The 14,050-nt window shown below is 75.2% G+C and carries 12 protein-coding genes; 8 read left to right on the forward strand and 4 right to left on the reverse strand.

Translation table 11 applies throughout. The annotated features are described in order from the left end of the window. The first annotated feature begins 33 nt into the window (after positions 1 to 33). A complete protein-coding gene (locus CELF_RS01685; RefSeq protein ID WP_013769514.1) occupies positions 34 to 1,293 on the forward strand; it encodes an Nramp family divalent metal transporter in 1,260 nt (419 codons plus the stop codon). A 360-nt stretch (positions 1,294 to 1,653) separates the two neighbouring features. Next, entirely contained in the window at positions 1,654 to 2,472 is an 819-nt protein-coding gene (locus CELF_RS19320; protein ID WP_126297642.1) for a hypothetical protein, read from the forward strand. Positions 2,473 to 2,594: 122 nt separating this feature from the next. On the opposite strand, the gene CELF_RS01695 is transcribed toward CELF_RS19320, so the two are convergent. The 3 genes from CELF_RS01695 to CELF_RS01705 form a co-directional block, all read right to left on the reverse strand. Continuing rightward, positions 2,595 to 3,890 (reverse strand): RNA polymerase sigma factor, encoded by a 1,296-nt coding sequence (locus tag CELF_RS01695; RefSeq protein WP_013769516.1) that lies wholly within the window; start codon positions 3,888 to 3,890, stop codon positions 2,595 to 2,597. Beyond that, positions 3,887 to 4,375, reverse strand: coding sequence for a YciI family protein (locus CELF_RS01700; RefSeq protein WP_013769517.1), 489 nt, complete (start codon positions 4,373 to 4,375; stop codon positions 3,887 to 3,889). The genes CELF_RS01695 and CELF_RS01700 overlap by 4 nt, the downstream gene beginning before the upstream one ends. A 273-nt stretch (positions 4,376 to 4,648) precedes the next feature. Further along, positions 4,649 to 5,005 carry a YciI family protein gene (locus CELF_RS01705; protein WP_013769518.1) on the reverse strand — a complete coding sequence of 119 codons (357 nt, stop codon included), beginning with the start codon at positions 5,003 to 5,005 and terminating at the stop codon, positions 4,649 to 4,651. 309 nt (positions 5,006 to 5,314) lie between these two features. On the opposite strand from CELF_RS01705, the gene CELF_RS01710 reads away from it, so the two are divergent. The 6 genes from CELF_RS01710 (at position 5,315) to CELF_RS19325 (ending at position 12,790) form a co-directional block, all read left to right on the forward strand. Beyond that, positions 5,315 to 7,528: a rhamnogalacturonan lyase family protein gene (locus CELF_RS01710; protein ID WP_013769519.1), complete on the forward strand. Its 2,214-nt coding sequence runs from the start codon at positions 5,315 to 5,317 to the stop codon at positions 7,526 to 7,528. A 152-nt stretch (positions 7,529 to 7,680) separates the two neighbouring features. Then, positions 7,681 to 8,355: a TetR/AcrR family transcriptional regulator gene (locus CELF_RS01715; RefSeq protein ID WP_013769520.1), complete on the forward strand. Its 675-nt coding sequence runs from the start codon at positions 7,681 to 7,683 to the stop codon at positions 8,353 to 8,355. 53 nt (positions 8,356 to 8,408) lie between these two features. Next, positions 8,409 to 9,350 carry an alpha/beta hydrolase gene (locus CELF_RS01720; RefSeq protein WP_013769521.1) on the forward strand — a complete coding sequence of 314 codons (942 nt, stop codon included), beginning with the start codon at positions 8,409 to 8,411 and terminating at the stop codon, positions 9,348 to 9,350. Positions 9,351 to 9,440: 90 nt separating this feature from the next. Next, positions 9,441 to 9,890 carry a pyridoxamine 5'-phosphate oxidase family protein gene (locus CELF_RS01725; protein WP_013769522.1) on the forward strand — a complete coding sequence of 150 codons (450 nt, stop codon included), beginning with the start codon at positions 9,441 to 9,443 and terminating at the stop codon, positions 9,888 to 9,890. A 451-nt stretch (positions 9,891 to 10,341) separates the two neighbouring features. Continuing rightward, positions 10,342 to 11,472, forward strand: a complete 1,131-nt coding sequence (locus CELF_RS01730) for a HesA/MoeB/ThiF family protein (RefSeq protein ID WP_013769523.1) — start codon at positions 10,342 to 10,344, stop codon at positions 11,470 to 11,472. Positions 11,473 to 11,476: 4 nt separating this feature from the next. Then, a complete protein-coding gene (locus tag CELF_RS19325) occupies positions 11,477 to 12,790 on the forward strand; it encodes a hypothetical protein (protein ID WP_013769524.1) in 1,314 nt (437 codons plus the stop codon). Here CELF_RS19325 and CELF_RS01740 read toward each other — a convergent pair. Beyond that, positions 12,726 to 13,973 (reverse strand): MFS transporter, encoded by a 1,248-nt coding sequence (locus CELF_RS01740; RefSeq protein ID WP_041553702.1) that lies wholly within the window; start codon positions 13,971 to 13,973, stop codon positions 12,726 to 12,728. The two genes, CELF_RS19325 and CELF_RS01740, sit on opposite strands and share 65 nt — an antisense overlap. Between the last annotated feature and the right edge of the window lie 77 nt (positions 13,974 to 14,050).

Raw genomic sequence — 14,050 nt, forward strand, 5'->3', positions numbered from 1 at the left:
AAGGTTTCGGGTACCCGAACTTCTGGAGGACGTGTGGGCACCGACGTCGACGTGGACCTCGCGCGCACCCCGGTCACCGCTGCCCGCCCGCGCCGCCGCACGCCGCTGCTGCTCGGGCCAGCGTTCGTCGCCGCGATCGCCTACGTCGACCCCGGGAACGTCGCCGCCAACCTCACCGCCGGTGCCCGCTACGGCTACCTGCTGCTGTGGGTGCTCGTCGCCGCCAACGTCATGGCCGTGCTCGTGCAGTACCAGTCCGCGAAGCTCGGGCTCGTCACCGGCGACTCCCTCCCCGGCGTGCTCGGCAAGCGCATGCGCCGCGGACCGCGGCTCGCGTACTGGGCGCAGGCCGAGCTCGTCGCCGCCGCGACCGACATCGCCGAGGTCGTCGGCGGTGCGATCGCGCTGCAGCTCCTGTTCGGGATCCCGCTGCCGCTCGGCGGCCTGATCGTCGGCGTCGTGTCCCTCCTGCTGCTCGCGACCCAGAACGTGTGGGGCCAGCGGCGGTTCGAGGCCGTCGTCGTCGCACTGCTCGCGGTCATCACCGTCGGGTTCCTCGTCGGGCTCCTCGTCAGCCCGCCCGACGGCCGCGGCGTCCTGTCCGGGCTCGTCCCGCGGTTCGACGGCACCGACTCCGTGCTGCTCGCCGCGTCCATGCTCGGTGCGACCGTCATGCCGCACGCCATCTACGTGCACTCCGCGCTCGTCCGGGACCGGCACGGCCAGGCGCCCGCCGGCGAGCACCGCGTCCACCTGCTGCGCGCGACCCGGTGGGACGTCGGCGGGGCGCTCGTCGTCGCCGGGCTCGTCAACATCGGCCTGCTGCTCCTCGCCGCGTCGGGCCTGCGCGGCGTGGGCGGCACCGACTCGATCGAGGGTGCGCACGCCGCGATCGTCAGCGCGCTCGGCCCCGGCATCGGCATCGCGTTCGCGGTCGGGCTGCTCGCGTCCGGGCTTGCGTCCACCTCCGTCGGCGCCTACGCCGGGGCCACGATCATGGAGGGCCTGGTCCGGCGCAGCGTGCCGCTGCTCGTGCGGCGCGTCGTGACCCTCGTCCCTGCGATCGTGCTGCTCGCGGCCGGCGCCGACCCGACGTGGACCCTCGTCCTCAGCCAGGTGGTCCTGAGCTTCGGGATCCCCTTCGCCGTGATCCCGCTGGTCCGCCTGACCCGCGACCGCCGCCTCATGGGCGCCGACCGCAACGGCCCGTGGCTGCACGCGGCCCTCGTCCTGGTGGTCGCCCTGGTCGTGGCCCTCAACCTCACCCTCCTCACCCTCCTCCTCACCACCTGACCCCCCTCTCCCCGGGCTGCCCCCGCCCGCCGGACGTAGACGAGTTCGTCAGTTCTGGTCGAGTTCGACAGCTCGAGCTGACGAACTCGTCTGGGCCTGACGAACTCGCGGGTGTCCGGGCGGGGAGGTGGGCTCGGCGGGGCGGGTGAGCCGGTCACAGCCGCGCTAAGGCGGCGGGACGTCCACAGCGTCGTGTCGTGGGGCCGGGTGCGGTGCGGCTGGGGCGGGAGTCTGCGGGGCATGGTCCAGCGACCGGGCTCACGGCCCCTGCCCCCCGTTCGTCTGCCGCACGTCATGATGGCGGCGGACCGTCCGCCGGCCGAGGTTCGGCGGCTGCACCGGGCGGCGGGGTGGGAACGCGTGGGGCGCGGTGCCTACCTCCTGACGCCGCCGACCGAGGACGAGCCGCACCGCCGAGAGCGCGAGCTGGCCCTCGGGCGGATCGTCGGCGTGCACCGCCGACTCACGGCGGCGCACTGGTTCTCGCACGAGTCGGCAGCGCTCCTGTGGGGACTGCCGTCGTGGGGACGTCTGACGTCGACTCACGTCGTGCAGCGGAACCGACGAGGCGCGGGTGCTGATCCGGGTGTGACATGGCACTTCATGACGCTGGCCGAGCGTGACGTCGGCGAAGCGTCCGGACTGCCCGTCACCTCGCTCGAACGGACCGCGGTCGACTGCGCTGCTGGGTCGGCGGCGCTCGCAGGTCTCGTCATCGCGGACGGCGCGCTGCGCGCAGGAGCAGACGGCCGCCTGCTCGGCGAGGTGCTGGGCGACCTCGCGGGTCGGCGCGGCATCTGCCGGGCGAGAGCCGTCCTCGCCCTCGCTGACGGGGGATCGGAGTCGCCGGGTGAGACGGCCACACGGTTCCTGCTGCTCCGCGCGGGCTTCCCGGTACCGCAGACGCAGGTATGCGTGCGCACGTCCCTCGCGACCTACTGGACCGATCTCGGGTGGCCCGAGTGGCGAGTCGCGGTCGAGTACGACGGACGGTCGAAGTACTTGAGCGACCCCGAGGTGCTGGTGCGTGAGAAGCGCCGGCACGACGCGATCGTCGACGAGGGGTGGCGGCTGGTCCGCGTGACCAAGGAGGACCTCGCCACGGGCGCGCTCGTCGCACGGGTCCTGCGGCACGCCCCGACCGGCGTGGTCCTGCACCCGCGCCGAGATCTCGCCTGACCCGGACCGCCCCGTCGTCCCGCCCGTCGAGTTCGTTACCTGTCGTCGAGTTCGCTTGTTGGAGCTGACGAACTCGACCGGAGCTGACGAACTCGGCGGGGAGCGGCGGGTGGGGGTGGGGGTCAGTCGGGGGTCGGGAGGGTGGTGAGGCGGGACTGGAGGTGGGCGCGTTCCGTGGGGTTCGTCACCAGGGTGAGGGCGTGGCGGTAGGCGGCGGCTGCGGCGGCGGGGCGGCCGGCGCGGGTCAGGAGCTCGGCGCGGACCGCGGGGACGCGGTGGTGGCGGGGGAGGGCGTCGTCCAGGCCCTCGAGCAGGCGCAGACCCGCGTCGGGTCCCTCGGCCTCGGCGACCGCGACCGCTCGGGCCAGGCGGACCACGGGGGAGCCGGTCAGGCGTTCCAGCTCGGTGTACCGGGCGGCGACGACGTCCCAGCGTGTGGCGTCCGACGACGGCGCGGTCGCGTGCTCCGCGGCCACCAGTGCCTGCAGCACGTACTCGCGCGCCTGCCGGGACAGCGGCGGGTAGCCGGCCGGACGGGAGTCACCCACGACCTCGGGCGTCAGGGTCGACAGCAGCGCCAGGGCGTCGGTGATCTCGTTGTGGTGCCAGCGCGAGCGGTCCTGGTCGGGGAGCAGCACGAGGGCGCCGTCGGCGTCGAGGCGGGTGTCGCGGCGCGAGTGCTGCAGCAGGAGGAGGGCCAGCAGGGCGCGGACGACGGCCCGGCCGGGCAGCAGGTCGTCGAGCACGCGCAGCAGCCGGATCGCCTCGTCGCCGAGGTCGACGCGCAGCGGCACGTCGCCCGCCCCCGGCTGGTAGCCCGAGGTGAAGGCCAGGTAGACGACCGTCGCCACGACGTCGAGGCGCTCGTCCAGCCGGTCGGTCGCCGGCACCGCGAAGGGGATGCCGGACGCGGCGAGGCGCTTCTTGGCGCGCGTGAGCCGGGCCGCCATCGCCGACTCCTGCACGAGCAGCAGGCGCGCGATCTCCGCGGTCGAGAGCCCGACCACGAACCGCAGCGTGAGGGCGACGCGGTCGTCGGGGGCGATCGCGGGGTGGCAGCACGCGAAGACGAGCCGGAGCTGCTCGTCGGCGACGTGCGCGCCCGGGTCGACGGCTGCCGAGGCGGCCTCGCGCATCTCGTCGTCGACGACCATGAGCGGCGCCTTGCGGCGCTGCACCGCCTCGGAGCGCAGGCGGTCGAGGACGCGCCGACGGGCCGCGGTCAGGAGCCACGCGCCCGTGCTCGACGGCACGCCGTCGACGGGCCAGTGCCGGGCGGCCGCCTCGAACGCGTCGGACACGGCGTCCTCGGCCAGGTCGGGGCGCGCGTACTGGCCGATGAGCAGCGCGATGAGGCGCGACCAGTGCGCGTGCCAGGCCTCCGCGACCGCGTCGGCGGCCGCCTGCTCGGCGGTCATGCGGCCACCACCGGGTGCACCTCGAAGGTGCCCGCGGGCAGGAGCGTGAGGACGTCGACGAGCGCGTCGAGGTCGGGCGCGTCGAGCACGTGCAGGCCGACGAGCGGCCCGTCCGCCGTGGTCGCGGCTCCGTCGGTGAGGCTCAGCCCTTCCGCGCGGGAGCGGATCGTCGTCGCCACGTCGGGCGAGCCGAGCGCCTCGTCGAGGACGGTCGTCACGCCGAGCACGGCGGCGAGCGTCGCGAGGTCGTCGCGGAGCGTGCGGACCGACGCGAGGTCACGCTCGAGCGCGTCGGAGAGCAGGTCGGCCGCGTGCCGGTCCCGGGCACCGGGCGCAGGGTCGGTGCCGGGAGCCGAGGCCCGGGACCCGTCGGGCGGACCGTTCGTCGCCGGTGCGGCCGGCCACGGCGGTGCGAGGTCGAGGAACGGCGCGGCGGCGGGCTCGGGCGGGGTCGAGGTCGCGAAGCGCAGGACGACGAACCTCACGGCTGCCCCGTGGGGGTGGCGGACCGGCGGTCGGGACGGTCGAGGGGTGCGGTCATGGGGGCTCCTGGTGCCGGGGCACGCGCGTCGGGCGGTGTGCGTCGGCGGCGTGACGGCCGCGGGCACGCGGGATCGACGGGTCGTCGGCAGGCCGGTCGGCAGGTGCGTCGACGAGTGCCTCGACGAGGTGCCCGCCGGGTCGGTCGGCGGGCCGGGCGGCAGGCCGGTCGGCGGGTTCACGGGTGGGGTCGGCACGGCTCGTCGGCGCGCGTCGGGTCAGAGGACGGCGACGGGGCGGACCTCGACGGTGTACGACGACGGCAGGAGCCGCGCGTGGGCGACGACGTCCCCCTGCGTGGCCGCCTCGACGAGGTAGAACCCGCCGAGCTGCTCGGCGGTCTCGGCGAACGGTCCCTCGGTCGCGGGCCGGCCGTCGCCCGGTCGCAGGGTGGTCGCGCTGGCCACGGGCTGCAGGGCGTCGCTGGAGAGGATCGTGACGCCGTGCTCGGCGGCCCGTCGCTCGTAGGTGTCGTGCTGCTCGAGGTAGGCCTGCTGCTCCTGGGGGCCGGCGGCGGCCCACGCCCGCTCGTCCTCGTAGAGGAGGACCATCCAGCGGCTGCGGTCGTCGGTCATGCGTGTCCTCCTGCGGTCGCGGTCGTCGCTGCACCGACCTGCTCGGGCGGCGCGGCGGCAGGTGTCCCTGCGCCAGCATGACGCGCGGGTCGCGCGGTTCTCGACAGGGTCGCGTGGACGGTTCGGCGCGCGCCACCGCCGGCGCGCGATGAATCGTTCAAAGTGCGAAACGCTTCACCGCACTCCCGAGGGATGACCTCCGGCGAGCGCTTCCCTACGGTCTCTCCCTGGGGTCGTGCGCACGCGACGGACGTCGAGCCCCGCATCGCCGCGGCGGGCAGCCCGGCGGCCGACCGTGAAGGGGAAGCCATGAGAGCACGACGAGCGGCCGCGGGACTTCTCGCCGCCGCGACGACGGCGACCGGAGGCGTCGCCGCCGCCGCCTCGGCCCAGGCGGCCGTCGGCTGCCGGGTGACGTACGCCGTGACCAACCAGTGGGGGACCGGGTTCGGCGGCGACGTGCGCGTCGAGAACCTCGGGGACGCGCTCGCGGGCTGGACCCTGACCTGGACGTTCGGCGCGGGTCAGACGGTGACGCAGGCCTGGAACGGCGTCGCCACGCAGTCCGGCGCGGCGGTCTCGGTCCGGGACGCCGGCTACAACGCGCAGGTCGCGTCCGGCGGCACGGTGTCGTTCGGGTTCAACGGGACGTGGAACGGCTCGTCCAACCCGGCGCCGACGTCGTTCGCGCTCAACGGCACCACCTGCACCGGCGCGACGACGCCGTCGCCGACGACGACCCCGACCTCCACCCCCACCACCACGCCGACACCCACCCCGACCAGCACGACCCCACCGGCCGGCGCGTGGCAGGCGGAGGACCTCGACCGCGGTCTGGTCAGCGTGCGCAGCGGCACCGCCAACCTCGTCCAGTGGCGCCTGCTCGGCACGGAGGCGGCGTCGACCGGGTTCCACGTCTACCGCGGCGGGACCCGCATCACGACGACGCCGGTCACGGGCTCGACCAACTACCTCGACGCGGGCGCGGCGGCCAACGCGTCGTACACGGTCCGGGCGGTCGTCGGCGGGGTCGAGCAGGCGGCGTCGGCGCCGTCGCTCGCGTTCGTCAACGGCTACCTCGACGTGCCGATCTCCAAGCCGGGAAGCCAGTACGCCGCCAACGACGGCAGCGTCGGCGACCTCGACGGGGACGGTGACCTCGAGATCGTCCTCAAGTGGGACCCGGCGAACGCGAAGGACAACTCGCAGTCGGGCGTCACGGACAACGTCGTCGTCGACGCGTACCGGCTCGACGGCACGCGCCTGTGGCGCATCGACCTGGGCCGCAACATCCGCGCGGGCGCGCACTACACGCAGTTCCAGGTCTACGACTACGACGGCGACGGCAAGGCCGAGGTCGTGATGAAGACCGCCGACGGCACCCGCTCCGGAACGGGCCAGGTGATCGGCGACGCGAGCGCCGACCACCGGAACTCGTCCGGCTACGTGCTGTCCGGGCCGGAGTACCTGACGGTGTTCCACGGTCAGACGGGCGCGATCGCCGCGACGACGGAGTACCTGCCGCCGCGCGGGACGGTGTCGAGCTGGGGTGACTCGTACGGCAACAGGGTCGACCGGTTCCTCGCCGGGACGGCGTACCTGGACGGGGTCCGCCCGTCGATCGTCATGGCGCGCGGGTACTACACGCGGGCCGTCGTCGTCGCGTGGGACTACCGCGACGGGAAGCTCACGCGGCGGTGGACGTTCGACTCGAACGCGTCGGGCAACGGCACGTACGCGGGGCAGGGCAACCACTCCGTGTCCGTGGCGGACGTGGACGGCGACGGGCGGCAGGAGATCCTGTACGGCGCCGCGGCGATCGACGACGACGGCACGGGGCTGTGGAACAACCGGACGGGCCACGGCGACGCGGGCCACGTGGGCGACCTGGTCCCGGGCCGGCCGGGGCTGGAGTACTACAAGGTCACGGAGTCGACGAGCCAGCCGGACTCCTGGATGGCGGACGCCCGCACGGGCCAGATCCTGTGGAGCACGCCGTCGGGGTCGGACAACGGCCGCGGGGTCTCGGGGGACGTCTGGGCCGGGAGCCCGGGCGCGGAGTCGTGGTCGTCGTCGGACTCGCAGCTGCGCAGCACCTCCGGGACCGGTGTGGCGCGCAAGCCCTCGTCGACGAACTTCCTGTCGTGGTGGGACGGCGACACGGTGCGCGAGCTGCTCGACGGCACGCGCATCGACAAGTACGGCACGGGCGGCGACACACGCCTGCTGACGGGCTCGGACGTGCACAGCAACAACGGCACCAAGGCGACGCCCGTCCTGTCCGGCGACATCCTCGGCGACTGGCGCGAGGAGGTGGTCTGGGCGACGTCCGACGACACCGCGCTGCGCGTCTATGCGACGCCGATCGTCACGGACACGCGCGTCTGGACCCTGCTGCACGACCAGCAGTACCGCGTCGCGATCGCGTGGCAGAACACGGCGTACAACCAGCCGCCGCACCCGTCGTTCTTCCTCGGCTCGCCGTTCACGTCGCCGGCGCAGCCGAGCGTGTACCTGCGCTGACGGGCGCCTGCCGACGGGCCGACCGGACCCCTCCCCGGCCGGCTCGTCGGCAGGCCCGGCCGGGGTCCCCGCGGCTCGGGGTCGGCCACGCGGGGTGCGCGGGATCGTGCGCAGCGCTTCGCGTTTGCGCACGATCGTGCTACAACAGACCCGTGGGCAGGGGTGACGAGACGCGGCAGGCCGTGGTCGACCGGGCGGTCGAGATCGCCGGGCGGCTCGGCGTGGCCGGGCTGACGATCGGGTCGCTCGCCACCGCCACCGAGATGTCGAAGAGCGGGCTCTTCGCGCACTTCCGGTCCAAGGAGGCGCTCCAGCTCGCGGTGCTCGCGCGGGCGCGCGAGAGCTTCGTCGACGAGGTCGTGCGTCCCGCGCTGGCGGCTGCGCGCGGCGTGCCGCGGGTCCGCGAGCTGTTCGAGCGCTGGCTCGCGGCGTCGCAGGCGAGCGCGGCGGGGTGCCTGTTCGTGTCGGCCGCGACGGAGTTCGACGACGACCCCGGCCCGGTGCGCGACCAGCTGGTCCGTGACCACCGTGACCTGGTCGACGCCGTCTCCCAGATGTACCGGGCGGGCGTGACCGAGGGGCAGTTCCGCGAGGAGCTCGCGCCCGAGCAGTTCGCGCACGACCTGTACGGCGTGATGCTCGCCCACTTCCACGCGCACCGGCTGCTCCGCGACCCCGCGGCCGAGCGCCGCACCCGCGACGCGTTCGAGCGGCTGCTCGCGGGCATCCGCGTGCCCGACGCCACGCCGGAGGGCCCGTCGCGGGACGCGGCCGCCGGCCCGGCCCCGTCGGCAGCACCCGGTCGGGCGCCTGCCCCCCTCCGCTGACCGATCCCCTCACCGCCCGGGGTCCCCGGGTCCCGAACCACCGGAGAACTGCCATGACGACTCCCGTAGGCGCCGCGGGTGCCGCGAATAGCACGATCGTTCGTTCGCACGTCCGGCTCCCGTGGCCCGCGCGGGCCGCCATCGCCACGACGGACCGGGTCGCACCGGCGGTCGTCGCGCGGCTCGCGCTCCACCTGTGGTGCCGGCCGGCCGCCCGCCGCGCCGACCACGTGCTCCCCGGCGGCACCCGCTGGACGCTGCCGCTCGGCCGCGGGCACGTCGTCGGCCACACCTGGGGCAGCGGGCCGCGCGTCTACCTCGTGCACGGCTGGGGCGGGCACCACGGGCAGCTCGCCGGGTTCGTCGAGCCGCTCGTCGCGGCCGGCCACCAGGTCGTCACCTACGACGCCCCGAGCCACGGCGACTCCGGCCCGGGCGCCTTCGGACGGCGGCAGAGCACGCTCCCCGAGATGTCCGCGACCCTCGCCGCCGTCGTCGCCGCCCACGGGCACGCCCACGCCGTCGTCGCGCACTCGCTCGGCGCGACGGCGACAGCCCGCGCGGTCCTCGACGGCCTCGCCGCGGACCGCGTGGTCCTCGTCGCCCCCATGGCCGACCCCCTGCCGCACACGCGCGACTTCGCCCACGTCCTCGGTTTCGGCGAGCCGACCCGGCAGCGGCTGCTCGCCCTCATGGAGCAGCGCGCGGGCCGTCCCATGGCCGAGTTCGACGTGGCGGCGGCCGCCGCCCACCACGGCAGCCCGCTGCCGGCCGCGCTCGTCGTGCACGACACGCTCGACAAGGAGACGAACCACGCCGACGGCGAGCGGCTCGCCGCGGCCTGGACCGGCGCGCGGTTCCACTCGACGACCGGGCTCGGGCACCGCCGGATCCTGCGCGACGCCGACGTGGTGGCCGCGGTCGTCGAGCACGTGACGGGCGACGGGCCGGCGGGCGCCGCGGGGCGCGTCGCGGAGGTGTCCGTGCAGGTCTGACCCGGCCGGGCGGACGGCCCCCCTCCCCGGTGCGGCCGTCCGTCCGGCAGGCTGGTCCCCGGCCGCGCCACCCCGCACCGGAGGAGCCCCATGACCGAGCCCCGCAGCACCGCCCGCCGCGTCGCGGACACCCGGCACCGGCTGGAGACCGACGTCGACCTCTGGGTCGCGACCGCCGACCCGGCGACCGGCGAGCCGTTCCTGGTGCCGCTGTCGTTCCTGTGGGACGGCGAGACGCTCCTGCTGTCGACGCCCGCGTCGAGCCGTACCGCGCGCAACCTCCTCGCGACCGGCCGTGCCCGGCTCGGGGTCGGCGCGACGCGGGACGTCGTGCTCGTGGACGCCGACGTGGAGGTCGTCGACGCGCTGCCGACCGACGTCGGCGACGCGTTCGCCACCGCGACGGGCTTCGACCCGCGCACCCTCACGGGCTACGCCTGGTTCCGCGCGCGTCCGCGGACGGTCCAGGCCTGGCGCGAGGCGGACGAGCTGGAGGGGCGCACCGTGCTGCGCGACGGCCGCTGGGTCCTCGAGGCCTGACCCGCCCCCGAGGCCTGACCTGCTCCCGAGGCCTGACCTGCTCCCGAGGCCTCACCGCCCCCGACGCGTGACCTGCCCCCGAGGCCGTCCTGCCCCGAGGCCTGACCCTGCCGCCGAAGGCCCCGACCTGCCCCGCGGGCCGTGCCCGGCGGCACCGTGCGACGGGTGCCTCGCGGCCGTCAGCGGGTGAGAAACGAACCGGCGGGTATCACTCCGGTGCTCGGCCTCTCCTGGTCGGGTGTTGCTGCCCGCACCGGCGGCGCATCGCCACGACGCAGCAGGGGGGTGAATGGAGATGACGATCGAGATCATGGAGGTCGAGGAGATCACCGCGACGCGGATCCACCTCGACCCGGAGGCCGGCGGCGCCTGATCGAGGCCCGCACCGAGGCCGGCCCGGCACACCGCCGGGCCGGCCTCGGCATTCCCACCCCCGTCCCAGGAGGACTCCGTGGTTCCCAGGCTCAAGTCCGTCAACTGCCTCGCCGGCGAGGGCGAGCTCGTCGTCAGCCTCGACCCGAAGGTGCGCGTCCGGCTCGCCGACCCCGACGGTCGCGTCCTCGCGCTGCTGCGCCTGCTGCTCGACGGCTCGCGCGACGAGCCCGCGCTCGCGGCCGCGCTCCGGGACGCCGGGCACGACGTCACGACCGGCGACGTCCGCGAGGTCGTCGCCCAGCTGGACCGCCTCGGCTGGCTGGAGGACGCGGACGCCCCGGCCACGTTCGACGCGCACGACCGCGAGCGCTACGCGAGCAACCTGTTCTGGTTCGACGCGTTCACGACGCTCGCCACCCCGCGCGAGGAGCCGCAGCGCCGGCTCCGGGACGCGCACGTGCTCGTGCTCGGCGCGGGCGGGCTCGGCTCGGCGGTGCTCATGAACCTCGCGGGGCTGGGCGTCGGCTCGCTCACGGTGGTCGACCAGGACCTCGTCGAGCTGCGGAACTTCGCACGGCAGTTCACGTACACGGAGGCGGAGGTCGGTCAGCCGAAGGCGGAGCGCGTCGCGGACTGGCTGCGGGCGTTCGACCCGACGCTGCGGGTGGATGCGGAGCGTCGGCGTGTGGAGTCGACGCAGGACGTCGCGGCCCTGCTGGACAGGGCACGGCCGGACCTGGTGGTGTCCGCGATCGACGAGCCCGACGAGGTCGACCGCTGGGTCAACGCGGCCTGCGTCGCGGCGGGTGTGCCGTTCGTGCGCGGCGGCCTCGCGTACACGCAGGGGCTGTACTGGTCGGTGGACCCGGGCGTCGGGGCCTGCCGCGAGTGCCTGGAGCGACACCGGGAGCGGCTGGCGACGGGCGTGGACCGGCAGGCCGTCGAGTGGCCGCGGGTCCTGCAGCAGGTGCGGGTGAACCGCGCGATCGGGCCGGTCGCGCAGGTGCTCGGCGGGCTCGTCGCGCTCGAGGCGCTGCGTTTCCTCACGCGCGACCTGCCCGGGATGCCCCAGCCGGTCGCGTCCGGCCGGTACCGGCTCGTGGACCTCGCGGGCGACTGCTCGACGAGCACCGACGCCTGGCCTGCCGACCCCGGCTGCCCGGTGTGCGCGGCTGCTCCCGCCCGCCGGTCCGCCGCGGCGGCCTGAGCCGATGACGACGACGAGCGACGCGCCGACCGCTGCCGACGCCGCCGGCGGGACCGTCTCCGCCGCGGACGTCGTCCGCCCGTCGTCCGTCCTGCGCCTGCACCCGCTGACGACGACGCCGCAGGGCGACCGCGTGGTCGTCGGCAACCCCGCGACGGGCCGCTTCGTCGCGCTCCCGGAGGTGGGCGCGCGAGCGCTCGCGCTGCTGGGCGCGGGCCGCACCGTGGCCGAGGTCGAGCGGGCGGTGACGCCCCGCGACGCGGCGGAACCGGTCGACGTGCTGGCGTTCGCCCGCTCGCTCGTGGGACTGGGGTTCGTGGCGTCCGTCGACGAGGCGGACGTGCGGGCGCAGGCCCCGCAGGACCGCCCGGGTCGCGGCTGGGTCGTCGCTCCGCGCGCGCGGGCGCGCTGGCTGTTCGGCCGGACGGCGGCGGTGCTGGCGGCGCTCGCGGCCGTGGTCGCGGTCGGGGTCATGCTCACGGTGGACCGGGTCCGCCCGGACGCGCTGGACGTCTTCTTCCTGCCCAGCGCGGCGCAGAGCCTCGCGGTGGTCACGCTCGCGACGTACGTGCTGGCGGGGCTGCACGAGCTCGCGCACGTCCTGGCGGCCGCCGCGCTGGGGGTGCCCGCCCGGCTGCGGATCACCCGGCGCCTGTACTTCCTCACGTTCGAGACGAACCTGACCGGCCTGTGGGCGCTGCCGCCGCGGCGCCGCGTGGGGCCGCTGCTGGCGGGGATGGGGTTCGACGCGCTCGTGCTGCTGGCGGCGCTGCTGCTGCGCGTCGCGGGCGTCGGCCCGGACGCGTTCCTCGCGGCGGTCGTCGTGGTCGAGCTGTCCGCGCTCGTCGTGCAGCTCTTCGTGTTCCTGCGCTCGGACGTCTACGCGGTCATGACGGCCCTGCTCGGCTGCACGGTGCTGGACCGCACGACGCGGCTGCTGCTGCGCCGCACGGTGCGTCGCCTGTCGCCCGCCCAGCAGGACGAGCTCGCGGCGACACCCGCCCGGGACCTCGCCGTGGCCCGCTGGTACCGGTGGGTGCACGTCGCCGGGTACGCGGTCGCGGCCTGGTTCTTCGTCGCGTTCTTCGTGCCGTCGACGTGGCACCTGCTGGTGTGGGTGCGCGACGCGGTCGCGGTGCACGGACCGGCGACGTGGCCGTTCTGGGAGGCGCTGCTGCTGGGCGCGGTGCTGCTGTCGCCGCGCGTCGTCACCGGGGTGGTCGCGCTGCGGGACCTGGCCGGGCGCCACCGGGTCAGAGCGGCTCGGGCGCGTCCTGCTCGTCGGCGTGCGCGACGTGCCGCAGCTGCCGCCAGATGAGCACGACGAACACCGCCGACCCGACGAACGCGAACCAGAACGGCGCCGTCACGCCGTAGTGCTGCGCGAGCAGCCCGCCGATCCCGGCACCGATCACGAGCCCGCCGAACACCCCGACGAGGTTGACGCTGCCAACCCGCCCCTGCAGCGCCGTCGGCACGGCCCGCTGCCGGATCGTCACCGACGTCGTGCCCCACACGAACGCGTGCGCGCCGAAGACGAAGAACACGACCATCGCGAACCAGGCCGTCGTCGTGAGCGCGAGCGCGAGGTGCGTGAGCGTCTCGAGGACCAGGCCGATGCGCATGAGGTTCGCGAGGCTGACGCGCGCCGTGAGCCACCCGTAGCCGAACGTCGCGAGGAGCCCTCCCGCGGCCTGCACAGTCGTGACCAGGCCGAAGCCGACCGCGCCGAGCCCCAGCCGCTGCTGCGCGTACAGCACGAGCACCGACCAGGCGGCGCCGAACGTCACGTTGAAGATGAGGATCGTCAGGACCAGCGTGCGGACGGCCGCGTGGTGCAGGACCCACCGCACGCCCTCGGCGATGTCGTGCCGGATGTGGGTCGGCTCGCGCTCGGTGTGCACGGGCGGCAGGTCGAGGCGCGACACCATCACGGCGCCCGCCGCGACGAGCAGCGCCTCCGCGAAGAACGGCACGGACTGCCCGAGCGCGAACAGCGCGGCGCCGATCGGCGGTCCGGCGAGCTGGTTGACGGTGACGAAGCCCGCCTGGATCCGGGAGTTGGCCACGACGAGGTCGTCGCGCTGCACGAGCATCGGGACGAGCGTCGACGACGCGTTGTCCGCGAACGTCTCGGCCGTGCCGAGCAGGAACATCGCCGCCAGCACGAGCGCGATCGGGGCCGCGTCGAGGAGCACCGCCGACGCGAGCAGCACGAGGACGACGACCCGCAGCGCGTTGACCGTCACGACGAGCCGGCGCCGGTCCAGCCGGTCGGTCAGCGCCCCCGCCCACAGCCCGAACAGCAGCGGCGGCAGCCACTGCAGCAGCGCGGCGAGGGCGACGAGGAACGCGTCGTCGGTGCGCGACGCGACCAGCAGCGGGCCCGCGGCGAGGACGATGCCGTCACCGAGGTTGGTCGTCCACGACGACGCGAGCAGCCACCGGAACCCGGTGCCGAGCCGCGGCGGGACGACGGTCTCGACGATCCGGTTCGGCACGTCGAGCACGGTATCCCGCCGCACCCGCCGTGCCGAACCCTCGCCCGATCCGTCGTGCCGGCCCCGGGCCGCGACCC

The organism is Cellulomonas fimi ATCC 484 (assembly GCF_000212695.1).
Lineage (GTDB): Bacteria > Actinomycetota > Actinomycetes > Actinomycetales > Cellulomonadaceae > Cellulomonas > Cellulomonas fimi.